We start from the raw sequence: 22,963 nt of genomic DNA, 5'->3' as shown, positions 1-22,963 counted from the left end.
AGGGCTTCATTGAATAAAAAGGATGACCATTCGTAGCGCGGTTTGACCGATTGTTGCAAACAGTTTGGAAAATCCAATTTACGTCGCTAGTCTGTAAGAGCAAACATCAATCAGTTCGCAATGCCTTACCCAACTCCGCTGTCCGTCAAACAAATCAAACGACCCAATTAGAGGAAAGAAAGTTATGAAACGATTCGTCATGCTTGCAGCTTTGCTGTTTATCTCGATGGTATCTGTCCTGTTTTATGTCAATGCTCAGGAATTACCCTTAGCTGAAGATCTTCCAAACAAAACCTGGAAGCGCGGGTTAGAAATCGCACCGGTTCCATTAAATCTGGAAGGAAAAAATCGAAAAATGGTTGGTGAAGGAAGCTATCTGGTTAATGCGGTGGCTGGATGCCTTGATTGCCATACCGCCCCAACCTATTTAGAAGATGGAGACCCTTTCCTTGGGCAGGCTGAGAAAATAAATACTACCAACTACATGGCTGGTGGTGCCAAATTCGGTCCATTTACCTCCCCCAATCTCACTCCTGACAGCAAAGGACTTCCTGCGGGGTTGACCTTTGATCAATTCAAAGAGTCAATTCGCACAGGGAAAGATTTCAAAAATCGCCATCCACAGTTTGGACCAATTCTTCAGGTCTTCCCCTGGCCGGCTTTTTCCAAAATGACAGATACTGACATCCGCAACATTTATGAATATTTACGAGCTATTCCACACGCTGAACCGGCACCTCCGGCAGACGAATAAGTAAGCAGGCTGATCCCACATTTGCAGTCAGATGCTTTCAGGTACCAGGCCCTGAAAACTGACGGATTCTTCCGAGGATCCGTCAGTTGCTATTTTGGGGGTATTTTTCCTGGGTTTCCTTTGATCAAACGAGGGAAAATCCTGCTTTCAACCCGGCTTCAACTGAAAATTCTTGAAGGTTCAAGAATTGCCGCAATTCACTCTCAGGAAATGAGTTAAGCCCTGTGAGTTACTTTTTTAAAACCAGGGCTGGTTCTTCACCCAACCAGTTCCCTGGCGGCGGCGGCCACCGCTTCGGCGGTGATGCCCAGTTGCTGGTAGAGAACCTGATAGGGCGCCGATGCTCCAAACCGGTTCAGTCCCACCACTCGCCCTTCGAGTCCAACATAGCGACTCCAGGCCAGCGGCGAGCCGGCTTCAACCGCCACGCGGGCTTTGATCCTGGCGGGGAGCACGCTTTCTTTGTAGTCGGCTGGCTGTGAATCAAAGATTTCCCAGCCTGGCAGCGACACGACCCGTGCCCGAATGCCTTCGGTGGCCAGTTGTTTGTGGGCTTCGACGGCAAGTTGGACTTCCGACCCGGTGCCAATCAGGATCACCTGTGGATCGTCAACCTCAACCAGTGTGTAGCCGCCGCGTTGCGCTCCCTCCGCCACGCCCAGTATCGGGAGCGCCTGTCGGGTCAGGATCAGCGCCGTGGGACCGTGCCTGCGCTCCAACGCCACCTTCCAGCCCGCTACGGTTTCAATGGCATCCGCGGGCCGAAACACCACCAGGTTGGGAATCGCCCGCAACGTCGTCAGGTGTTCAATCGGCTGGTGGGTCGGGCCGTCCTCGCCTAACCCGATGCTGTCGTGGGTGAAGACGAAAATCACGGGTTGCTCCATCATCGCCGCCAACCGAATTGGTGGCCGCATATAATCGGCAAAGACCAGGAATGTTCCGCCGTAGGGCCGTACCCCACCGTGCAGCACCATCCCGTTCATCACGCTTCCCATGCCGTGTTCCCGCACCCCGAACCGCACATACCGGCCTGAAAAATCGTCGCGAGTGACTGACCCTTTCCCTTTCGGCAGCGTGTTATTGGATGGCGTCAGGTCGGCTGACCCACCCAGCAGCGTCGGTATCACGTCCGCTATCGCATCCAGCACCGCTCCCGATGCCGCCCGCGTCGCCATCGCTCCCAGCGGCTCACCGTGCGCTTTGCTGGTGTCCTGCCGGTTTGGACTCCCATATCCAATGTGCGTCCGACAGGCGATGATGGATGGGTGTTCCGGTTCGTTTCGCGCTTCCTGGATCGCATTCTCCACCGCCGCCGGATTGTGCCCATCCACCCGCTGTGTATGCCAACCGTAGGCCGAAAACCGCTTCAGGACATCTTCGGTAAATGACAGACTCGTCGGTCCATCAATGCTGATTCCGTTGTCATCATAGAGCACAATCAGTTTTCCCAACCCCAGATGTCCCGCCAGCGCACAGGCTTCGTGCGACACCCCTTCCATCAAATCCCCATCGCTGGCAATCACATACGTGAAATGATCCACCACCTCGTGTCCCGGTCGGTTAAACCTCGCTCCCACCCACCGTTCCGCCAGCGCCAGTCCCACCCCATTGGCGATCCCCTGGCCCAGCGGTCCGGTCGTCGTTTCCACTCCTGGTGTCAACCCATGCTCCGGATGCCCTGGCGTCACACTTCCCCACTGCCGAAACCGCTTCAATTCCTCCAGTGGCAGCTCATACCCGCTCACGTGCAGCAGGCTGTACAGCAACATTGACCCGTGTCCGGCTGACAACACAAACCGATCCCGGTCCACCCACCTCGGGTCTGCCGGGTTGTGCTTCAAAAACCCACTCCACAGCACCACCGCCGCCTCCGCCATTCCCATCGGCATCCCCGGATGCCCCGAATTTGCTTTCTGCACCCCGTCCATTGCCAGTCCGCGCACAATGTTTGCGGCTTCCTGCCTCTGCCTCGTCAGTTCATCTTCTTTGATTACTGCTTGTTGAACGCTCGCAATATGGTCAGTCATGGTTGTACCCTTTCTCTCTCTCGGAAATTTCAAGCTCACTCATTCTCACCGGGCCGTGCGCCGATTTGGAGAAACCGTCTCAACACGGCTCAAGGCTGAGACCGGCGGGGCAAAGATCATGTTTCGCTCCCCTGAATATTCACGCAATAAATGATAGGCCAGCAGCAATTGGGTAATGGCCAACGGAGCACTATGTCGCACGTCGTCATTATCAATGTAATTGCCAAATTGACTTTCACTGATTTGCGTTTCGTCAGGCAGGTGACGCCAGATGGCATCTTGCAGTTCAACTGCATGGTTTTTCAAAACACCGCCGTCAATTTCGAGGATATCCACCGGTTTGCCGCTGTCACGTCCCAGGTTCATCCGAACCCCAGCTTCAGAACTGACTTTGTTTTCAGAGAGATAGGTCAAATCAGGATGGCGAATGGTTGGCCGCAGGATCAACCGCACATTGAGATCGCCGCCAGCTTCTTCGGGGGAAACCCCTTCGGGTGGATAAAACTGAACCACGATATCGGCAAACTCACGTTGTGGACGAATAAAGTCCCGCGAATCCGGCTCACGTTTTTCAAGTTCCAACAGCACCTGCTCTGGTCGGTACCCGCGTTTGGAGGTATCCCGTTTGATTTTCCACACCTGGCGAAGTTCTTCCGGCGGGCTCAGATAGACTTTGACATCATAAAATTGGCGCATGACCGCCGAGTGATAGCCAAGCAGCCCTTCTGCAATGACAAATTCAGACGGCTGGATATATTCAGGACGAACCAGCGACCCGGTTGAATGATCATACACTGGTTTGAGAATCGGCTGGCCATAGTGAAGTCGCTCCAGGTGCTGTTCCAACACATCCAGGTAATTACAGTCTGGATGAAGCGCGGTTATTTTGTGCTCCGCCCGTTCACGCCGATCATATTTATGATAGTCATCCGTACAGACACAGGTCACCCGTTCGGGACCAATGAGCTGAGCCAGGCCGCGGGTGAGCGTGGATTTTCCAGCGGCACTGTCACCTACAATCCCCAAAATAATTGGTCTTTGTCTTTTCATAACAGCTCCATGAAAAGAATTAAGAATTGAGAATTAAGAATGAAGAAAAGCTATTTGGTTGAATAAGAAGAGCTTATTTTTCTCTTCATTCATAATTCATCCCTCATAATTCGGTTGTGTGGTCAATTCGGTTGTGGTTCCGATCCGCTTTGAAAGACCCGACTTTGACGGACGTCTTGTTCATCAATGCGGAGGAGTTCCTCCTGAGAAATAATCCCGCCTTGCTGGACCAGTCGGTTGGCATGGCGCAATTTGATTCGATCAATGGCATTGCGCACACTGCGGGCATTGGCAAAGTGAGGTTGTTGGATCCGAAAGTTCAGGTATTCAGCAAACGCCCGGTTTGAATGCTCGTCAAACCGGTACATTTGCTGCTGAACCATCAATTCGGCAATTGCCATGAGTTCATCAAGCGTGTAGTCCGGAAAATTGATATGGTGCGCGATTCGGGAATGAAACCCCGGATTGGATTGAAAGAACGTTTCCATCCGATCTTTGTACCCGGCCAAAATCACAACCAGGTCGTCACGCTGGTTTTCCATCACTTGAAGCAAAATCTCGATGGCTTCCTGTCCGTAATCACGTTCGTTTTCAGGTCGGTACAGGTAATAGGCTTCATCAATAAACAGCACGCCGCCCATTGCCTTTTTCAGAATTTCTTTGGTTTTGGGCGCCGTATGCCCGATGTACTGTCCAACCAAATCATCACGGGTTGCCACGACGAGGTGTCCCCGGCGGACGTAGCCCAATCGGTGCAAAATTTGGGCCATTCGCATGGCCACCGTGGTTTTTCCCGTACCAGGTCGCCCAGTAAAACTCATGTGGAGCGTTGGGGCTGAAGTCATTAAGCCATGTTGTCTGCGGATCCGTTCAATCAAAAGCAACGAGGCGATTTCCCGAATCCGAGTTTTGACCGGTTTGAGCCCAATCAACTCCCGATCCAATTCATCCAGTAGCTCCTGAATTGATGACTCGCGCAACGTGGCCCCCAGGTCAATCGTGGGTACTGGCAGTTCAGGTTGTAAGGCAGATGATTGCGTCATAAAGCACCTCAAAGCCGGGTTCCGGGGTTTCGGGAAAAGACATAAAGGACGAAAAGGACATAAAGGACCAAAGTTCGAAAACCCAGAACCCGGACAAGATGACCGACTGACAAGGTGATTTTTTCATCCCTCACCCCTCATCCCTCATCCCTTCCAAAAACCCTGAACCCTGAACCCTAATACCGTTGCCCTTCCGGTTTGTCGGTCGCATAGCTGTGGATCGTGTATCGAACCGTGCGACCAGTGGTTTCCTGTCGAATGAGCTTAAATCCCGGTTCAACCGCTGGACGATTGACAATAAAGGACAGCGCGGTTGTTTCCCGGCCTTTGGTCGCGTCAAACGCATTCAGTTTGATGTAATGGCCGGGATACACTTTTCGGCACTCATTCATTTCAAACAGAATGGCGGCGGGGTCTTTGAGGTCAAACATGGGCATTCCCCACATTTCCCAATAAGTATTTCGCGGATGCGGGTCGTCGGTGTATTCGATATTGATGGCCCACTTGTTTTGAAGGCAGTAGTCAATTTGTTTTCTGATTTCCTCTTCGGTCAGATCCGGCAAAAAGGAAAATGCACCTTGTGTCAATCGCATACAAAACTCCTTTTCGGTGTGAAAGCGGCGTCAAGCCGCTGCACTCCAAAGTTCATCAGGCTGGGGTGACCATCGGAACATAGTCCGCCGTGTCGGTTGATTCATAGTTGAACGAAACGTCTTTCCAGGTATCAAGCGCCGCACGGAGCGGACCACACCAACGGGCCGCTTTCTCTAAAATTGCTGGGCCTTCGGCCAGATAATCCCGCCCTTCGTTGCGTGCCTGAATCATGGCTTCAACCGCCACTCGATTGGCTGTGGCACCGGCCTGGATTCCCTGCGGATGTCCGATGGTGCCACCACCAAACTGCATCACCACGTCTTCACCCAGATAATGCAGAAGCTGGTGCATTTGCCCGGCGTGGATTCCGCCTGAAGCCACCGGCATGACTGGTCGGAGCGAAGCCCAGTCCTGTTCAAAAAAGAGTCCGTTTTCGAGTTGGATCGGGGTTTGCGCCCCACGCAAGGTGTCATAAAACCCTTTGATCATGGCCGGATCGCCTTCCAGCTTGCCGACGACGGTGCCGGCGTGCAGGTGATCAACCCCGGCCAGTCGCATCCATTTGCAAATCACCCGGAAATTGATGCCGTGGTTCTTTTGCCGGGCATAGGCTGAATTTCCAGCCCGATGGAGGTGCAAGATCATGTCGTTTCGGCGTGCCCATTTTGCCATGCTTTGAATCGCCGTATAGCCAATCACCAGGTCAATCATGACGATGACGCTGCCCAGGTCTTTGGCAAATTCAGCGCGTTCATACATATCTTCCATGGTGCCAGCCGTGACATTCAGATAATGCCCTTTGACTTCACCAGTGCTGGCTGAGGCCCGGTTCACACCTTCCATGCCGTACAAAAACCGATCTCGCCAGTGCATAAAGGGCTGGGAATTGATATTTTCATCATCTTTGGTGAAATCAAGTCCACCTTTGAGCGCTTCATACACCACCCGGCCATAGTTTTTCCCGGAAAGCCCAAGTTTGGGTTTGATGGTGGCGCCAAGGAGTGGCCGGCCAAATTTATCAAGTCGTTCACGCTCCACCACGATCCCCGTGGGCGGTCCCTGGAAAGTTTTGATATAAGCCACCGGGATGCGCATATCTTCCAGCCGCAGGGCTTTCACGGCTTTAAATCCAAACACATTGCCGATAATTGAAGCCGTCAGGTTTGGAATTGACCCATCTTCAAACAAATCAAGGTCATAGGCAATGTAGGCAAAAAATTGACCGGGCGCGCCTGGCACCGGGTCAACCCGATAGGCTTTGGCCCGATATACATCACAGGCGGTTAATCGGTCGGTCCAAACCACCGTCCAGGTGGCTGTTGATGATTCACCCGCAATCGCCGCCGCTGCCTCAATGGCATCAACCCCTTCCTGGGGAGTTACTCGAAACAAAGCCAGGATATCAGTATCTTTTGGAACATAATCCCCATCCCAATATCCCATTTTGGCATAGGGCAGCACCCCTGCTTTGTAACGGTCCTTTTCAACCATACCTGTTGTCATAAATTCCTCCGCTTAACCGAATTATGAACTATGAATTATGAATGAAGAAGGCCATATCTCGTTGAATAAAAGTACGTAACTGTTTCATAATTCATAATTTAAAATGCTCGCCAACTTTTACCTCACGCATAATGTGCTTTGGCTTCGGCCTCACGGATGAACCGTTCAGCCGTGAGAACATCGTCAATGCTGCCAATGATCATTGGCACGCGCTGGTGCAAAGATTCCGGTTGAATCTCCAGAATCGGTCGTTTTCCGTCAGAAGCGCGGCCCCCAGCCTGCTCAACCAGAAATGCCAGTGGAGAGGCTTCATACAACAACCGGAGCTTGCCTTTCGGGCTTGCTGCACTGGCTGGATGTAAGAAAATTCCCCCGGTCAACAGGGTCCGATGGACATCGGCAATCGCTGCCCCAATGTAGCGCAGGTTGTAAGTCGGACCATTCTGGCCGCTTTTAATGCTGTTGAGATATTCCGCAATTCCCGGAGGCCACCCTTTGGAACGTCCTTCATTGATGCTGTACATCGTTCCTTTTTTCGGAATTCGAATATCTTCGTGCGAAAGCAGAAATTCGCCAATTGCCGGGTCAAGGGTAAAGCCGTGGACACCGTGGCCGGTCGAATACACCAGCATGGTGCTGGCCCCATACACGACATAGCCGGCACAGACCTGATGTTTCCCAACTTGCAGGCAATCTTCAATGGTTCCCTTGCCATCGGACGAAACACGCCGAAACACTGAAAAAATCATCCCGACGCTGGCATTGATTTCCAAATTGGCCGAGCCATCCAGCGGGTCAAACAACACCACATATTTTCCGTTGGGGTAGCCCTCGGGAACTTCGAGCGGGTGTTCGGCTTCTTCAGAGGCCATGACACACACCTGGCCTGAGCGTCCCAGCAGGCTGTGCAGCAGATTATGGGTAAAAATATCGAGTTTGGTGACCTGCTCGCCCTGCACATTTTGATACCCGGCGTGGCCAAGGACATTGCCCAGCCCGGCCCGGTTGACTTCGTGAGAGCTAATCTTGGCTGCCAGGGCCAGGGTGTTGAGCAAAATTGATAACTCACCAGTTGCCCCTGGGGCCTGGCGCTGTTGTTCGAGGATGTGTCTTGAGATGTTAATGACGTCGTGAGACATAGAGTGCACTCTTGGTTCACCACCCTTCCCAGGTTTACCTGCCAAACGCCCCCTGTAGTCGGGCAATGAGGAAAAAGCCTCGTCAGAGGCGAGAATCAATCACACGTTCAGTTTGAAGGTAGTTGCTGAAGTAAAAACCTGACATATTGAAAAATATGCAGTTCTGGTTTTTCTATAAGGAAAAAACTGAATCAAACAAAGCCGAAGCCTCAAGCGGTAACCATTCGCATTGCAATGTCGTCATGGCATTTTCCTGCTGATGTGTGAAGATGTGTGGGGCAAGCCTCAGAACTTGAAGCCAGACACAGGTCTATGACTGGCAAAAAGCCAAACACTGTGGGGATATTTCGATGAAAATGCTTAAAAAAACCCAGCGAGTGCTTTTTTGAGGGGCAAATATCCCTTAGACAATTGTCGTGCCAAAGACCCTCATTAAATGAAGATACCTGGCTTGCTGAAGTAACTCTTGTATTTACAATGATTTGCCTGGAGGTTTTTTAAGTGCGCACGACCTGTCGCCCTCCAATTGTTTCAGGAGTGGGCTATAGATGTCTCAGTTTTTTCTTTTTCGACTGGAACCACCAACCCAAAGATCAATCAAATCAATGGGTTGATTAAAAAATTTATTTCTGAGCCAGAAATGTCCCAACTGAGCTAAAAATGTCTCAATTTGATTTGTTACTTTTATAACTGGCAGCCGTAACATTGTGTTTGCTCAGCAGTCGGTGGAAGGTCCGCCGGGGAAGTTTGGCCATTTTGGCGGCTACCGAAACATTGCCTCGGGCCTGGGTCAAAAAGCGAAGCAGTACCTCTTTTTCATACTGGTCAATCGCGGCGGCTTTAGCCTCCATAAACCCTCTTTCGAGTGTCAGCGGCTGGTTCTTTTCCTGAACATGAATCGGAAGGTGTTCGGCTTCAATCATGGTGGAATTGGTCAAAACCACGGCCCGTTCAATGATGTTTTCCAGTTCACGCAGATTTCCGGGCCAGCCATACTGGCGCAGAAGTTCAAGGGCTTTGGGGGAAAAGACCTCGACGCGTTTGTTCACTTTGGCACGGGCCCGCAGGAGAAAATATTCGGCCAGGAGTGGAATATCCGCTTTCCGTTCGCGAAGCGGAGGGAGCGTGATCGTAAAAGTATTGATTCGATAATAGAGATCTTCGCGAAACCGACCTTCTTCAATGGTTTTTTTCAGGTCGCGATTGGTGGCGGCAATGATTCTGACGGAAACTATCTTTGATTTGACATCGCCCACGGCCCGAATTTCGCCGGTTTGGAGGGTACGCAACAATTTGGCCTGGACTTCGAGCGACATGTCGCCAATTTCGTCCAGAAACATGGTTCCACCATCCGCTTTTTCAAATAACCCGATGTGGTCTTTGAAGGCACCGGTAAAGGCGCCGCGCTTGTAGCCAAACAATTCACTTTCGAGCAGGGTTGGTGGAAGGGCGGTGCAGTTGAGCGTGACCAGAACCTTTGACGACCGCAAACTATACCGGTGAATGGCCCGAGCGACGAGTTCCTTCCCCGTCCCACTTTCGCCGCTTATCAAAACCGTGGTCGGGGTTGGTGCCACCTGGGTAATCAGGCGGGAAACTTCTTTCATTTGCGGGGAATTGCCGATAATAAACTCTGTTTCGGCATAGGCTTCCAGTTCACGGAGTGCAAGCTGATATTTTTCCTCCAGGGCCTGGGATTGCTTCTTTGTCCAAATCAATTCACAGATCAACCGGGCAGTTGTCCCACCGATCAGTTCGGTCCGTTCTGGTTTTAAAGTGTACAGTTCCCGGCTGATTTCAGAGTCTCCGGTGACATTGATAATGATATCAGCCGGTGTGGTCGCCACGAGTTTCCGATAATTGGTCGTGACTGGGAGTTTCAACTCCTGGGCATAGCGGAATCCACTCGCGTGTTCGTCTTTGTCCGCAACTCCGACAACCGCAATCATCGGGTCGTCTGAAAAAATCTCCAGCAGCGATTTTCCACCATTGCCCGCGCCAATCAGGATGACTCGAATGGTGTCTTTGGTTTGTGAAATTGGAGGAAGAGAAGATTTCATGAGGAATTGAGAAGATCGGGGTGTAGTGAATTCAGGTATTGGGTTACTAAGTTTGTTTTATTGAAGCACTTAACTATTTTCTACAAGAACTGATTGCCTGTGCCAGACTCACCCCTTGTTGATTTCCACGGTTGGAACCTGGCCATATTTGAGCTGATAATGAGGTTGTATTGTTCCAAAGAAGCGATCCCAAATCAGCGTATAAAAACCAAAGTTGTACTTGATATCCTGATGGTGCTGGGCATGAAACGAGCTACCGGCGATGGCGTTCAACACTGGTTTCCGCGCCCACCCACCTGGCACTGGCTCAACACCCAAATGACCAATCGTGCCAAAGGCCACATTTAATCCCAAATAGATTGACATCCCCACCCAGGAAACTGGATACACCGTGATGACCGTCAGCCAAAGCGTTCCAAACCCAAGATTTTCAATTGGATTCAAAGCGAAAAGTGTCAGCGGGCGGAGTCGTTCGTAACGGTGGTGGAGTTGATGGAGTACCGGGTAGAGCCACTGGTGATGGGCAAGGCGATGCAGTGCGTACATTAAGAAATCCATCACCATCAGCAACACAAACACATCAGCCAGCGCGCCAAATCCGAAGTCAGACCGAAATTGGATCACGCCGTGTCGCCAAAGTTGCCAGCCAATCAGTGTCACAACTGTGTTTAACCCTGCATTCAGGAGCGCCATCGCGACTTCGGCACAGGTCAAGGGGAGTGGAGGCAAAGCCACCGGGCGATCCTGGAAGAACACAACCATCCAGTTTCCGACCACGATTACCAACCCCAGAATCACAAGATTTTCGACCAGAAACACCAGACTTGCCGCCAACCAGGAGGCAGTTTGGAGCCAATGAATGAGCCATTCCAGCATAGACAGATCTTCAGGATATTTGGGATTGGGTTCAGGATAGCCAGGCAAACAATACCTGCCTGCTTGAAGCTTCCAAAGACAATTATACCAGTTTGGAGTCAGCAGCCCGTAATCCATAGTTCACTAAGTTTATTTGATTGAACTATTTGACTCTTTTTTAATACGAGGCTTTCATTGCGGATCAAGGCCATTCTCGTTTGAGTTCTCTGGTGCTTTCCCTGACACGACTTCAGAACCAGTTGAGGTCTTTGGATTTCTTTTTTGTATTTTTCGTGTATTTCGTGGTTTCTTGATCTGAAATTCTACAGCCTTCAACTCTGGTGGATCATACCATTTTGGAATGAAGTGATCGTATTAGAAAACAGTCAAGTAATTCAATCAATTGCAGTTAGTGAACTACTGACTACGATCTACTGACTACAAACTGGTATCAATCAAACCGGGGTGGATTCCGCACCAGGTCGCGGGTGATGTCCGCCACTGACTGACAACCGGCCAGTGCCATTGCCAGGTCAAATTCAGTGCGCAGGATTTCTAAAACACGAGCCACACCTTGCTCGCCATCAACGGTTAATCCCCATAAAATTGGCCGACCGACGAGCACGGCTTTGGCGCCGAGGGCCAGCGCTTTGAGCACATCCGTTCCCCGCCGGATACCGCCATCCATCAAGACTTCAATTCGACCGGCAACGGCTTCGGCGATTTCAGGGAGCACTTCGATGGTGGCGGGTGACGTGTCGAGCTGACGGCCTCCGTGATTTGAAACCACAATTCCCGCCGCTCCGGAATCCACCGCTCGAACCGCATCATCCGCCCGAACAATCCCTTTGATTAGAACTGGAATTCGGGTGATCGAACGCAACCATTCAATGTCTTTCCAGGTCACTGCCGGATCAATTAAGGTGGCAAAGTAGGCCGCCAACCCGGAATCAAGCGCTTCTTTCGGAAGGTCCGCGATTCCCGCTGGCAACACATTTCTCACCGTCAGTCCTGGTGGCAATTGGAAGCGGTTGCGGAAATCGCGTTCGCGCCGCCCAAGCAATGGGGCATCAACGGTCAAAACCAGGGCGGTGCATCCGGCCTGTTCGGCGCGCTGGACAACTTCGCGGGTCACTTCACGGTCGCGATAGATATAGAGTTGATACCAGACCGGACCGGTGGCAACGGCGGTAATGTCTTCCACCGCCGTGTTTGCGAGCGAGCTTAAAATCATGATCGTGCCGGCGGCACCGGCAGCCCGGGTCGTGCCGGCTTCGCCATCCGAATGAGCCATCCGATGAAAGGCTGTCGGAGCAATCAAGATCGGCAGGGAAACCGGGTGCCCCAGAACCGTGGTTTTGGCAGTGCGTTGACTCACATCAATCAAAACCCGATACATCAACCGCAGGCGATCAAAGGCGGAGTGATTTTCCCGAAGTGTAATTTCATCGTGAGCACCACTGGCATAATAATCAAATGCCATTTGAAAGAGTTTTTCCTGGGCAAGCTTCTCAAAATCAAACACGTTGATCAGATTCATATGATATTTCGGACCTGAAGGATGGGGATGAGATCAAGGAGGGGCACAGTGATGGTTTGAAAACTGTAGCGCGAATCATTGAATTGCGCAAAAGGAGCTTTTATGGTGGGTCATCCTTTCCGCTTCCCCAAAAAATCTATATAAACACCCATCCCAACTCAGAATCTGTTACCTCAGGAGACCTCAGCAGCCATGTATACCTCATCCAGTCAAGACAAACCATTGATTCACGAAGGGTTACTGGCTGTCGTCAGACAAGTGGCCGCTGAAATCCACTCTGGTCCGATGAGCCGCTCGATTACACTTGATACCCGGCTTGACCTGGAACTGGGGTTTGACAGCCTGAGCCGGGTCGAGCTTTTGTCGCGGATTGAACAGGCTTTTTCAGTCAAGCTGCCGGAATCAGCCTTGATGGAAGCTGAGACTCCCGCGGATTTGGTGAAATTTCTGAAACAGGCCGAAAGTTGGACACCGCCTCAATCATTGCCAGATATCATCCAACCAGTCGCCACCTCAACCGAAGGACTGCCGGATACGATTTCAACCCTCACGGAACTGCTTCGCCGACAGGCTCAAATTCATGGCGACCGTCCCCACATCCGATTTTATGAAACTGGGCAAACCATTACCTATGCCGATCTCTACCAGGATGCACTGAAAATAGCCGCCGGGTTGCGTCGTCGGGGATTGCTCCCGAACCAGACGGTTGGGCTGATGTTGACGACCAGCCGTGAGTTTTTTATCAGTTTTTTTGGTTGTCTGTATGCGGGGGGCGTTCCGGTTCCGCTCTACCCGCCAAGTCGGATTGCAACGCTCGCTGATCATTTGCAGCGCCAGGTTCGCATCCTCGACAATGCACAGGCCGTGATGTTGATCACCTTCGATCAGGCGAAACCTTTTACCGCGCTCTTACAATCCAAGGTTGCTTCACTCCAGGAAATTGTTGCGACTGAAGATCTTTTCCACGCTGATGAAGCTTCGGAAATGGTTTCCATCAGCGCTCAGGATACCGCGTTTTTGCAATACACGTCTGGAAGTACCGGCACTCCAAAGGGTGTGGTTTTAAGCCATGCCAACCTGCTGGCCAACATCCGGGCCATGGGAACCAGGTTTAAGGTCAGCTCAACCGATGTCTTTATTAGCTGGCTTCCGCTCTATCATGACATGGGGTTGATCGGCGCCTGGCTGGGCAGTCTGTGTTATGCCTCTCTTCTGGTGGTGATGCCGCCTCAGAACTTTCTAGCCCGACCAGAACGCTGGTTGAGAGCTATCCACGACTATCGCGGCACCATCGCCGCGGGCCCAAACTTTGGGTATGAATTGTGTCTGCGCAAAATCAAGGATGAAGATTTACAGGGGCTTGATCTGAGTAGCTGGCGGATGGCGCTCAATGGTGCCGAACCAGTCAGCCCGCGAACCATGGATCAGTTCTGCCACAAATTCGCCGCCTATGGATTTCATCGCGAGGCCATGTCACCCGTGTATGGGTTGGCTGAGTGTTCCGTCGGGCTCACCGGGCCTCCCCCTGGCCGTGGGCCAAATGTCGAATGGATTGACCGCCAATCGTTTACCGAACATGGAAAGGCCATTCCCGTTCAACCCAATGACCCACACGGAATGCCGGTGGTCGGATGTGGTTTCCCTTTCCCGGACCATGAAGCGAGGGTGGTGGACAAACTCGGCTATGAAGTTCCAGACCGGGTGCAGGGCAGAATCCAGTTTCGGGGTCCTTCGGCAACAATCGGGTATTTTCGGAACCCAGAGGCCACCGCCGCCCTGTTTCGCGGCGAATGGCTTGAAACCGGAGATCTTGGCTACATTGCGGGAGGTGAAATTTTTATTGCCGGGCGTAGTAAGGACATGATCATCCGCGCCGGACGAAACCTGTATCCACAAGAACTTGAAGACGTCGTGGGGAATTTGCCGGGGGTGCGAACTGGTTGTGTCGCCGTGTTTGCCTGTCCGGATGCGCATTCCGGCACGGAACGGCTGGTGATTGTGGCTGAAACCAGGGAAACCGACACTGAAGTGCTGGAACAGCTCCGAACCCAAATCAATCAAACCACACTGCACCTGCTGGATTCAGCCGTTGATGAAATCGTTTTGGCCCCGCCACATTCAGTTTTAAAAACATCGAGCGGCAAAATTCGGCGATCTGGAACCCGAGATGCCTACTTGAACGGAGATTTGTTTCGACCGCGCAGCCCATTCCGGGATCGCCTCAATGCGCTCAAATTGAAGACCGCCGGCACGCTCCAATCATTGATCCATCGAACAGGTTTGTTCCTGTTTGGGGCCTGGTGCTGGCTGGTTTTTGTGACGGCGGTCCTGATTTCGTGTTTGTTGTTGGTGGTGATTCCGACATTGAAGCTCAGACGCCGCTATGGTTGCTGGCTGGCCCGGTTGGTAACGATTGTTTGTGGGATGCCGATTGCCGTTGACGGCGCCGAACACATGCCGACGGATCAAGCCTGTGTGTATGTTGCCAACCACGCCAGCTACATTGATGCGATTGTGGTCATGGCCGTACTGCCGCCAAACATGTGCTTTACGGCCAAAAAAGAACTGGCCGAAAACTGGTTGATCCGGTTTGCACTCGACCGGCTCGGGACCGAATACCTTGACCGGTTTGACTTCCAGGAGAGCCTCAACAACATTGCCCGGTTGGAGGAGCTCGCCGGATCTCATCAGTCGCTTGGTTTTTTCCCAGAAGGCACCTTCACCCGTGAACCCGGCTTGCGTGCGTTTCACCTCGGGGCCTTTAAAACTGCGGCTACCGCCGGATTGCCAGTTGTTCCGGTTGCATTACACGGCACCCGGTCAATTTTGCGGGATGAACAATGGTTACCTCACCGTGGAAACCTTCGTGTCACGATTTTTCCTCCGATTGTGCCACAGGGAACTGACTGGACTTCGGTAATTGCGCTACGTGATGCGGCTCGCAAAGCCATTCTGGAAAAATATGCCGAACCTGACCTGTCAACGGTGAAATGGCCAAAACCAGGTGGCAATAGTGCGAATGAAGGATTGAACCAGAAAGAGTGAAAGTGCCGACAAGTCGGCGCACTTCAAAAAATTTAGGGAGTCGGATGGAAATATCATACCACCGGGGTTCAGGGTTCGGGGTTCAGGGTTCAGAGCCAAATAGTCCACGTTGAAGGGTACCCGCCAGTTCTCCAGTCTTCATCGTGCGTCGGATCAGTCGCTTCATCGCCGAAACCCCGAAACCCTGAACCCTGAACCCGATTTCAGTGGGATTTTATTTTCTTCTGGGTTCCTTATTACTGATTTTTCAGGATTTCTTCTGGCCCTTTTGTCCGTTTCATTTCAATCGTGCCTTTGCGTTGGGTCAAATCTTCTCCGATAAAGAACGCCGTGCCGACATAACCTTTCTTCGGCTCATAATGGATTCTGAGAACCAGCGTTCCATGTGTCCGGTTTTTCCCGGCCATTGCTGGCAAACTGATTTCCCCGCTGATATGAATGCGGTCAACGAGGTGGTTGTCCCACGATGCCGGGAACGTTGCAACCAGCCTGGTTTGGGGATCTAAAAGAAAGATCGAGCCATTCCCATATCCATAAACCCCTTCCCCAAGGGTCTCAAAATCAAATTCCGAAGTTGAATCCGCAAATTGCACTTTGATCTGCCACCGACCAACGACAGGAGCATATTTCTGTATCGCCGGAACTGGTTGGGAGGTGATAAAAAGGAAAACCAATACACCGGCCAGCATACTGATTCCAGGTGATAGAGTCTGTTTCATTTTCCTTACTCCTGGTTTGAGAGTTATGGGTAGGGATCAAGATATTGACGGTGGCTCCAGGGGTTCATTCCGTGAAATTCCACTGCGGCGCGGCCCCGGCAGCCTACGGTTCGTTCCCGGTCTTTGTCGCGGATCACACAGGTAACATCACTGACATCGCTATGCTCAATATAGCGGCTGGAACCTGCCGGGTCACGGTAAATATAAGCCGTGGTTTGAGATTCGTTCAGTTTGCTCTGGATGGTGATTTCGTGGGTATTGGTTCGAACCTGAAAATCAATCTGAGGATACCGGGCCTGGACTTTTCCCCGGCAGGCTTGCCATACCGTCTGGTCGTGCCACAATTTCCCACCTTGTCTCAGCGTGACAAATGTGAACCAGGGAAGAAACCGGTTCGGTTTTACGGCGACCATTTCCAATCCCCAGCCTTCTTCGTCATGATCAAATGTGGGGACAAAGAGCCAGTACAATTGCTCCACCCGATGCGTGCCCCAAATATGGTCTAAAAGTCCGTCAGCGCGATTGAATCTGAATTGGTTTTCATTGAGTGAAAAGGTGCCGTTCACCTGGGCAAACGGAGCGCAAACGATGCTTTTTGTTTTTGCCAGCGGAGAGGCACTTAACCAGGCCGGTACGTGATGGGTCGGTTCAAACTGGCTTTGAAAATCCAGGTCCCAGCGTAAAACCCCTTTGTTTGTGAGCACTTCACCAGAAAAATGATCAAAGCTTAAATGACCTTTCGGGTGCTCCAGGCGGTGATTGATCCACTGGCACTCTGAACGCCTCGCATGTTCAACTCCAAAACAATGATGAGCCGCCTCTTCAGCGTCAAAAAATGATGCCCACATCAAGCCGATTTGTTTCTCTGGCGCTTCTGGTCGCGAAACAAAAGTGGAAAACCGAAGCCAAAGGGCTTTTCCCGTTTCAGAATCAATGATGACGGTGAACCAGATTTCATACCCTGGTATGGGTTGAGTCAGCGAAAGCTGTGGGCGAAATGTGTCTAAACGGTCCATAGATATTGATTAAATTGAGCCTTTTGCCGGTAACGGAACCCTGGCATTATTTGAGCTTAAAGTACTTTCCGTTCCAGGTATAGGTCGAATAGGTCATCCGATGGTTGATTGGTGTGCAGATGGTGAACCGTTGACTCAACCGACCCTTGTGAACAATTTTTGGAGCGTACCACTGGTTGGCTAATTTCTCATCTTCAAATACATACCCATTCCACTCAAACTGATTCGTCACCGTTCCTTTTTCGTCTTGAAACAGCTTTTTCGGGGTGGCCCGGTGGCTCTTTGGATCAATCGTATACACCGTGCAAGTGGTAAACAACGTTGGCGGCATAGACCCATCCGAGGTATTTGAATACACAAAAATAAGCTTTTCACCGTTGTGATGCGCCAGATGGAAGTCAACGGCTTTGTCCAACCGGGTGTAAAAGGCATCAAGCACCAGGGTTGCCACAACCTGCCTGCCAACCCGGTGCAGGATAAACCCATTTAAGGTGTTGCTGCTGTACCAGATGCACGGATCCACACTGACGACCAATCGTGTCGAATGATCCCCATAAAGATACGTGGTGTATTCAAGCATCTCGCGTTCACTGGCCGTCATCCGGCGAACCTGGTTGGTGATCGAACAAACATTCAGCTCGGCAACTGAAACCGCCCACCAGTTTGGATCCGAAAAGGTGGTTTCAAGCTCCGTCAGGTACGCTTCCAATGCTTCGGCACGCTCGGGATTGTTCAAATTGTCTTCCGGGTGGCTTTCACACGGATAGTCCAGTTGGGGAATCGGTCTGTACGCAGTCAGCGCCTTTGGTGAACATCCCAGAGATCGGCGATGCTGAACCGATGTGGAACTGGCACGCCAGCCAGGATGGAAGACCACCAGGAAGATCAGAACCAACCCCAGACATCGGATTTTGGAAAAGTTGGCCATAAGCATCTTGCCTTGAATTGACTGAGCGATTGATATTGGAAGTGTTTTTTCGTGTATTTCGTGTATTTCGTGGTTAAAAGTGCTTTGGAATTCCGGGCTATGATTTGTGGAATTTCTAAAAGGAATCAGCCACTTTATACAATTCAAAATGGCCCTTGAGCACCAAGCAAAATCACACTGTAGGCAATCGCCGTTTCATCCCCCGGATTGAAATAAGAATGACGTTGATCGCCCCGAAAGACAAAAACATCGCCTGGCTGAAGGATCCATTTTTCACCTGTCAGCGCAATTTCCACCTGTCCCGTTTCACAGGTCAGATATTCGCGGGTGCCGGGACGGTGCGGCACGCCGCTCATTCGTGACCGGGGCGGAAGCTCCATCCGGTCAAGCTCCATGTTTTGCAGCGAATCAGGCAGGAGTTTGCGCACTGTTACACCTTCCCGTTTTTTGATCGGAATTTCAGTCGCGTGATAGAGCCGGCCTTCAGATCGGGGCGGGCTGATGAGTTCCTCGACTGAAACCTGAAGAGTCGCGGCGGCTTTGACCAGGACCGAAACGGTTGGATTGGCCGAACCTGATTCAAGATTGGCCCAGGTTGGCCGGGGAAGGCCCGAAAGTTGGGCCAGCCTGTCCTGGGTTGCTCCGCGCAACTCACGCAATCGCCTGATGTTGGCGGCTAAATTGGTTGAAATGTCGGTTTGTTCGCTCATGACAAGAAACTAACCTTTTGACAGTGTATTAGCAAGAAAGTTTCATTGCTGGCAAGACCTGATACGGTATGGGCAACCAAAGGAGATACCGTATGAACTATTCAGGAAAGTCAATTTTGATCACAGGTGCCAGCCGTGGACTCGGTCAGGCACTGACCTTTCACCTGGCTGAACGCGGCGCCCGGCTGGCCCTGGTTGCCCGCGATGCAGCTTCGCTTGAAGAAACCGTTCAAATCATTCGCCAGCAGGGAGGCATCGCTTTTGCCATTCAGGCGGATGTGGCTGATAAACGAGCCATCTACCCGATTGTCGCCCAGGCGGCAGAGCTGGCCGGACCGGTTGATGTGTTAATCAATAATGCCAGCACCCTGGGGCCGCTCCCAATGCCCTTGCTGCTTGATACCGAATGCGAAGATTTCGGCCACGTTCTGGAAACCAACCTGCTGGCCCCGTTTCGCCTGACCAAAGCCGTGGCGGGTTCAATGGTTTTGCGCGGTGGAGGTCTCATCCTCAACATTTCTTCCGATGCCGCTGCGTCGGCCTATCCGAACTGGGGCGCCTACGGCGTAAGTAAAGCTGCCCTGGACCATTTGACCCGGATTTGGGCGACTGAGTTTGAGGGAACACCAATCAAGGTCCTCAGTGTTGATCCAGGTGAAATGGATACCCAAATGCACGCTGATGCCCTGCCCGAAGCGGATCCGACGACCCTCGATTCACCCGCAACAGTTGCCAAAAAAATCATTTCTCGGCTGGAACACCTTGAGTCCATTGCCAATGGAACACGGTTTCTGGCTTCGGAGGTGTTATGAAACCTTCACGCTGGCCACGAAGCCAACCGCTGGACAATCGGCTCCTGGTGATTGATGGGACAACCCAATCGTGGACAGATGCCCAGGTGGCCGACCTGACCAGTTTTTTACATCCCGGCGATCTGGTCATTGTTAATGATGCGGCAACGGTGCCCGCCTCCTTTTTTGCCCAGACTGAAGCAAAGGAGCAGCTTGAGGTTCGACTGATTTGCCACCAGCACGGGACCCGGTTCCTGGCGGTTCTCCTGGGCGCAGGAAACTGGCGAACTCGCACGGAAGACCGGGTGAACCCGCCGATTTTAAAAGCCGGGGCACGATTACAGATTGAAGGTTCACCGCTCCAGGCATACGTCCTTGAAACTTCTGTTTTATCACCTCGGAGTGTGGAGCTTGAGTTCAATCTGGATGAGTCCGCGACGTGGCGCGAAATGTATCGAGCCGGGCATCCAATCCAGTATTCGCATCTGAATAGCGACCTGGAATTGTGGGATGTGCAGACCGCCTATGCCTCGCGCCCCTGGGCGATGGAGATGCCCTCAGCGGGGAAATCACTTCAATGGAAACTTCTGCTTGACCTGATGCGCCACGGAGTGAACCTGGCGGCGCTCACCCACGCCGCCGGGATTTCAGCCAGCGGTGACCCGGTGCTGGATGCGATGCTTCCACTTCCAGAGCGGTATGACATTCCACCCGCGACCATTGAGGCAATCCATTCAACCCAGGAACAGGGCGGACGGGTGATTGCGATTGGAACTTCGGTGACTCGGGCACTTGAAGGAAATTATGCCACCCATGGAAAACTGGTCGCTGGAACCGGGATGACTGATTTGATCTTGCATCCAGGAATTCAGCGGCAGGTGGTTGATGGGATTCTCTCTGGAATGCATGAAGCCACGGAAACCCATTTCCGGTTGTTGGGCTGTTTTGTGGATGAACCGTTACTGAAAGCAGCCATGTTCCATGCCCAACAAACAGGGTATCTCAGCCATGAGTTTGGGGATTTGTGCCTGATTTTGCCTCACGTTGGGTAATACCACTTTGGGCTATAATGCTCCCCGAAAATCAGACAGGGAAATAAGTCTGCTTCTACCGGATTTTGTGTTGGAGACAAATCAGAAGAGCCAATCAGTCAGTACCACCCGCGTCAGTGGGTGGGCTGGCTTGCTTCTAACCCCACCCACTGACGCGGGTGGTACTGACAAGTTCTTTATTTCCAACGTTGACCTGGCATAACACAAAATCCGGTAGAAGCAGGAATATAACCTCAAAAACAGAGGTTGGTTCTAAAAAATTTACAGGCGTAGGTTTTGCTCAAAAAGCTGGGGTTCACGGCAAATACCAAAGAGCCGAAACTTCTTGGGCAACAATGAAACAACCATCAAGCGAGTTTGGCTACTTTCTTGTATTTGCAGACTGAAGCAATCGGACAATCCCAGCAAACCCGCGCCGCTCTGCATTCCGTCGTTCGGCAATCTGAAGTGCCGTTTCCCGATTCTTGGTTTTAAGCATTGTATCCGCTCCGGCTGTCAACAAGGTTTCAACGACCGGCTCGTGTCCGTTAAGTGCTGCAATATGGAGCGCGCTATAACCTTTCTCCTTCGTTTGAATATTCAAATCCACCCCGGCTTCTATCAACACTTTAACCGTTTCCTGATATCCGTGAACCGTCGCGAGTATCAGTCCGGTATATCCATCGTTATTGGCCGCATTCATATTTGCGCCAAATTTGAGAAGAACTCTCACCGCCTCACCGTGGTTGTTGCTGGCGGCCCAGATAAGTGCTGTATACCCTCCGATATCTGAGGTGTCCACCGTTGCTCCGGCACCAAGCAACATTTGGAGAATATCGCTGCGGCCATTAAATGCAGCGGAATGGAGTGCTGTATCACCAGTAGTGTTTTGTAAATTGACATTTGCCCCGGCGTTCAACAATGCGCCTATCACTTCACGACTTGCGTAACTGGCACTTCTTATCAATACTGTATCTCCATCAGAGGTACGTGCATTGACATCTGCTCCAGCATCAAGCAGCAATCGCACAATTTTCTGATCTCTCGCATAAATGAGCGGAGTTGCCCCAACATCAATTGGTGGACAATCACAATTGTCTTTTTTTGAGCGGCGTTGTGTCGGATGTTCAATTTCCTGGTTCACATTTGCTCCGATAGAAAGCAAATATTTTACCATCTCAAAGTCATTTTTTAGGGTGGCAACAATGAGAGCAGTTTCTCCCTGGCTATTTCTGGCATTGATGTTTCCGGATTGAAGCACTTTCTTAACCGCAGCAAAGTCACCTTTATTGACAGCATCTGTCAGTATATCTGCTGATGTTTTCAATTTGTTTTTGCGTTGTGAATGATTCCAACCGTCAGTTGGCGAAATATTCAGCAGTAACAAAAGAAGTGAGCAGATACTGTAAGGCAACCAAAGACCAGCTTTTTTCATATACCGTTCCCAATTAACTTTTAAACTCATCTTATCCTTATCAAAACCGATTGATAGATTTCAGGCTTTGAGTTCGAATTTTCCTTAACACCGCAACAGTTCAGTCACGGTTGACTGGTTTTGGCGGGTCTTTTGCGCATTCTTTGCGTAAAGTGGCATCTTTCTACCTCCCTTTTGACAGATTCCATCTCAAGTTGGGCTTCCGCTGGTACCATCAAAATCATTGATTCCAGATTCACCCCTCAGTTCTGCCCTGTTTCCACTCCGATCTACCTGAGGAGTATTTTATCCGGTAGCTGGTTGAGTATCAGCGAAATTGCGGGAGAGCCAATTTTACGTGATTTTTTTCAGTGTGATCGCCAGGAAGTGAAGTACGTGGTGGGGATGGCCAAGAATGAGCGATTATTGCGACTCAACCAGGACGTGATCAAGCAAGCCAAATTCCAGTTTGAAACGACCCAAACCAAACACCGGTTATTTGGGGAGTGTCAGTATGCGGCTCATAGTTGGCAGCAGGAGCGACGGCTCATTGTCAAGGCGGAACACAGTGCCGATGGGGCCAATCCACGTTTTGTCGCCACCAACCTCACGCATGATCCAGAAACGCTCTATACATTAGTCTATTGCGAGCGGGGTGAGATGGAAAACCGAATCAAAGAACAAAAACTGGATTTGTTTGCCGGTCGCACCAGTTGTCACCGCTGGTGGCCGAATCAGCTT

At 51.4% G+C, this 22,963-nt stretch carries 19 protein-coding genes; 5 read left to right on the top strand and 14 right to left on the bottom strand.

From position 1 onward, the window contains the following. Positions 1–184 precede the first annotated feature (184 nt). Positions 185–754: a cytochrome C gene (locus tag HY774_05855; protein ID MBI4747992.1), complete on the top strand. Its 570-nt coding sequence runs from the start codon at positions 185–187 to the stop codon at positions 752–754. A gap of 257 nt (positions 755–1,011) precedes the next feature. On the opposite strand, the gene HY774_05850 is transcribed toward HY774_05855, so the two are convergent. The 9 genes from HY774_05850 to HY774_05810 form a co-directional block, all read right to left on the bottom strand. Beyond that, positions 1,012–2,784: a transketolase family protein gene (locus tag HY774_05850; protein ID MBI4747991.1), complete on the bottom strand. Its 1,773-nt coding sequence runs from the start codon at positions 2,782–2,784 to the stop codon at positions 1,012–1,014. Positions 2,785–2,829: 45 nt separating this feature from the next. Further along, the gene (locus tag HY774_05845; GenBank protein ID MBI4747990.1) at positions 2,830–3,834 is read right to left on the bottom strand and encodes a phosphoribulokinase; all 1,005 of its coding nucleotides are present in this window, start codon (positions 3,832–3,834) and stop codon (positions 2,830–2,832) included. Positions 3,835–3,956: 122 nt separating this feature from the next. Then, positions 3,957–4,877 (bottom strand): CbbX protein, encoded by a 921-nt coding sequence (gene cbbX, locus HY774_05840; GenBank protein MBI4747989.1) that lies wholly within the window; start codon positions 4,875–4,877, stop codon positions 3,957–3,959. 176 nt (positions 4,878–5,053) lie between these two features. Further along, positions 5,054–5,470 carry a ribulose bisphosphate carboxylase small subunit gene (locus HY774_05835; GenBank protein MBI4747988.1) on the bottom strand — a complete coding sequence of 139 codons (417 nt, stop codon included), beginning with the start codon at positions 5,468–5,470 and terminating at the stop codon, positions 5,054–5,056. Positions 5,471–5,525: 55 nt separating this feature from the next. Then, positions 5,526–6,974 carry a ribulose-bisphosphate carboxylase large subunit gene (locus HY774_05830; GenBank protein ID MBI4747987.1) on the bottom strand — a complete coding sequence of 483 codons (1,449 nt, stop codon included), beginning with the start codon at positions 6,972–6,974 and terminating at the stop codon, positions 5,526–5,528. Positions 6,975–7,096: 122 nt separating this feature from the next. Beyond that, entirely contained in the window at positions 7,097–8,113 is a 1,017-nt protein-coding gene (fbp, locus tag HY774_05825; protein ID MBI4747986.1) for a class 1 fructose-bisphosphatase, read from the bottom strand. A gap of 665 nt (positions 8,114–8,778) precedes the next feature. Next, positions 8,779–10,173, bottom strand: a complete 1,395-nt coding sequence (locus HY774_05820) for a sigma 54-interacting transcriptional regulator (protein ID MBI4747985.1) — start codon at positions 10,171–10,173, stop codon at positions 8,779–8,781. Between the two features lie 108 nt (positions 10,174–10,281). Continuing rightward, a complete protein-coding gene (locus HY774_05815) occupies positions 10,282–11,049 on the bottom strand; it encodes a sterol desaturase family protein (protein ID MBI4747984.1) in 768 nt (255 codons plus the stop codon). Between the two features lie 430 nt (positions 11,050–11,479). Next, positions 11,480–12,568 carry an alpha-hydroxy-acid oxidizing protein gene (locus tag HY774_05810; protein ID MBI4747983.1) on the bottom strand — a complete coding sequence of 363 codons (1,089 nt, stop codon included), beginning with the start codon at positions 12,566–12,568 and terminating at the stop codon, positions 11,480–11,482. A gap of 192 nt (positions 12,569–12,760) precedes the next feature. Between HY774_05810 and HY774_05805 the strand changes: the two genes are divergently transcribed. Next, positions 12,761–15,613 carry an AMP-binding protein gene (locus HY774_05805; protein MBI4747982.1) on the top strand — a complete coding sequence of 951 codons (2,853 nt, stop codon included), beginning with the start codon at positions 12,761–12,763 and terminating at the stop codon, positions 15,611–15,613. Positions 15,614–15,849: 236 nt separating this feature from the next. Here HY774_05805 and HY774_05800 read toward each other — a convergent pair whose 3' ends face one another. From HY774_05800 to HY774_05785, 4 genes are all read right to left on the bottom strand, one after another. Next, complete coding sequence (locus tag HY774_05800) at positions 15,850–16,332, bottom strand: hypothetical protein (protein MBI4747981.1); 483 nt, start codon at positions 16,330–16,332, stop codon at positions 15,850–15,852. Positions 16,333–16,355: 23 nt separating this feature from the next. Beyond that, positions 16,356–17,348: a hypothetical protein gene (locus HY774_05795; protein ID MBI4747980.1), complete on the bottom strand. Its 993-nt coding sequence runs from the start codon at positions 17,346–17,348 to the stop codon at positions 16,356–16,358. A gap of 46 nt (positions 17,349–17,394) precedes the next feature. Then, on the bottom strand, positions 17,395–18,276 hold the full coding sequence (locus tag HY774_05790) for a hypothetical protein (GenBank protein ID MBI4747979.1): 882 nt from the start codon (positions 18,274–18,276) through the stop codon (positions 17,395–17,397). Positions 18,277–18,419: 143 nt separating this feature from the next. After that, positions 18,420–18,986, bottom strand: a complete 567-nt coding sequence (locus tag HY774_05785) for a helix-turn-helix transcriptional regulator (protein MBI4747978.1) — start codon at positions 18,984–18,986, stop codon at positions 18,420–18,422. A 92-nt stretch (positions 18,987–19,078) separates the two neighbouring features. Between HY774_05785 and HY774_05780 the strand changes: the two genes are divergently transcribed. Next, a complete protein-coding gene (locus tag HY774_05780; protein ID MBI4747977.1) occupies positions 19,079–19,798 on the top strand; it encodes an SDR family oxidoreductase in 720 nt (239 codons plus the stop codon). Next, positions 19,795–20,829 carry an S-adenosylmethionine:tRNA ribosyltransferase-isomerase gene (locus HY774_05775; GenBank protein ID MBI4747976.1) on the top strand — a complete coding sequence of 345 codons (1,035 nt, stop codon included), beginning with the start codon at positions 19,795–19,797 and terminating at the stop codon, positions 20,827–20,829. Before HY774_05780 ends, HY774_05775 begins: the two co-directional genes overlap by 4 nt. A gap of 361 nt (positions 20,830–21,190) precedes the next feature. Here HY774_05775 and HY774_05770 read toward each other — a convergent pair whose 3' ends face one another. Further along, positions 21,191–22,243 (bottom strand): ankyrin repeat domain-containing protein, encoded by a 1,053-nt coding sequence (locus tag HY774_05770; GenBank protein ID MBI4747975.1) that lies wholly within the window; start codon positions 22,241–22,243, stop codon positions 21,191–21,193. 384 nt (positions 22,244–22,627) lie between these two features. On the opposite strand from HY774_05770, the gene HY774_05765 reads away from it, so the two are divergent. Beyond that, positions 22,628–22,963, top strand: a 336-nt coding sequence (locus HY774_05765) for a transposase (protein MBI4747974.1), incomplete at its 3' end; no start/stop codon positions are given.

The sequence above is a fragment of the Acidobacteriota bacterium genome, from assembly GCA_016208495.1.
GTDB lineage: Bacteria > Acidobacteriota > Blastocatellia > Chloracidobacteriales > Chloracidobacteriaceae > JACQXX01.
This window is presented reverse-complemented; position numbering and strand designations above follow the sequence as displayed.

Excerpts from the sequence above, each read along its gene's own strand:
- HY774_05775 (MBI4747976.1), top strand. The coding sequence starts at position 19,795 with ATGAAACCTTCACGCTGGCCACGAAGCCAACCGCTGGACAATCGGCTC.
- fbp (MBI4747986.1), bottom strand. The coding sequence starts at position 8,113 with ATGTCTCACGACGTCATTAACATCTCAAGACACATCCTCGAACAACAG.
- HY774_05795 (MBI4747980.1), bottom strand. The coding sequence starts at position 17,348 with ATGGACCGTTTAGACACATTTCGCCCACAGCTTTCGCTGACTCAACCC.
- HY774_05770 (MBI4747975.1), bottom strand. The coding sequence starts at position 22,243 with ATGAAAAAAGCTGGTCTTTGGTTGCCTTACAGTATCTGCTCACTTCTT.
- HY774_05835 (MBI4747988.1), bottom strand. The coding sequence starts at position 5,470 with ATGCGATTGACACAAGGTGCATTTTCCTTTTTGCCGGATCTGACCGAA.
- HY774_05780 (MBI4747977.1), top strand. The coding sequence starts at position 19,079 with ATGAACTATTCAGGAAAGTCAATTTTGATCACAGGTGCCAGCCGTGGA.
- HY774_05845 (MBI4747990.1), bottom strand. The coding sequence starts at position 3,834 with ATGAAAAGACAAAGACCAATTATTTTGGGGATTGTAGGTGACAGTGCC.
- HY774_05810 (MBI4747983.1), bottom strand. The coding sequence starts at position 12,568 with ATGAATCTGATCAACGTGTTTGATTTTGAGAAGCTTGCCCAGGAAAAA.
- HY774_05805 (MBI4747982.1), top strand. The coding sequence starts at position 12,761 with ATGTATACCTCATCCAGTCAAGACAAACCATTGATTCACGAAGGGTTA.
- HY774_05800 (MBI4747981.1), bottom strand. The coding sequence starts at position 16,332 with ATGAAACAGACTCTATCACCTGGAATCAGTATGCTGGCCGGTGTATTG.
- HY774_05815 (MBI4747984.1), bottom strand. The coding sequence starts at position 11,049 with ATGCTGGAATGGCTCATTCATTGGCTCCAAACTGCCTCCTGGTTGGCG.
- HY774_05820 (MBI4747985.1), bottom strand. The coding sequence starts at position 10,173 with ATGAAATCTTCTCTTCCTCCAATTTCACAAACCAAAGACACCATTCGA.
- HY774_05785 (MBI4747978.1), bottom strand. The coding sequence starts at position 18,986 with ATGAGCGAACAAACCGACATTTCAACCAATTTAGCCGCCAACATCAGG.
- HY774_05850 (MBI4747991.1), bottom strand. The coding sequence starts at position 2,784 with ATGACTGACCATATTGCGAGCGTTCAACAAGCAGTAATCAAAGAAGAT.
- cbbX (MBI4747989.1), bottom strand. The coding sequence starts at position 4,877 with ATGACGCAATCATCTGCCTTACAACCTGAACTGCCAGTACCCACGATT.
- HY774_05790 (MBI4747979.1), bottom strand. The coding sequence starts at position 18,276 with ATGGCCAACTTTTCCAAAATCCGATGTCTGGGGTTGGTTCTGATCTTC.
- HY774_05855 (MBI4747992.1), top strand. The coding sequence starts at position 185 with ATGAAACGATTCGTCATGCTTGCAGCTTTGCTGTTTATCTCGATGGTA.
- HY774_05830 (MBI4747987.1), bottom strand. The coding sequence starts at position 6,974 with ATGACAACAGGTATGGTTGAAAAGGACCGTTACAAAGCAGGGGTGCTG.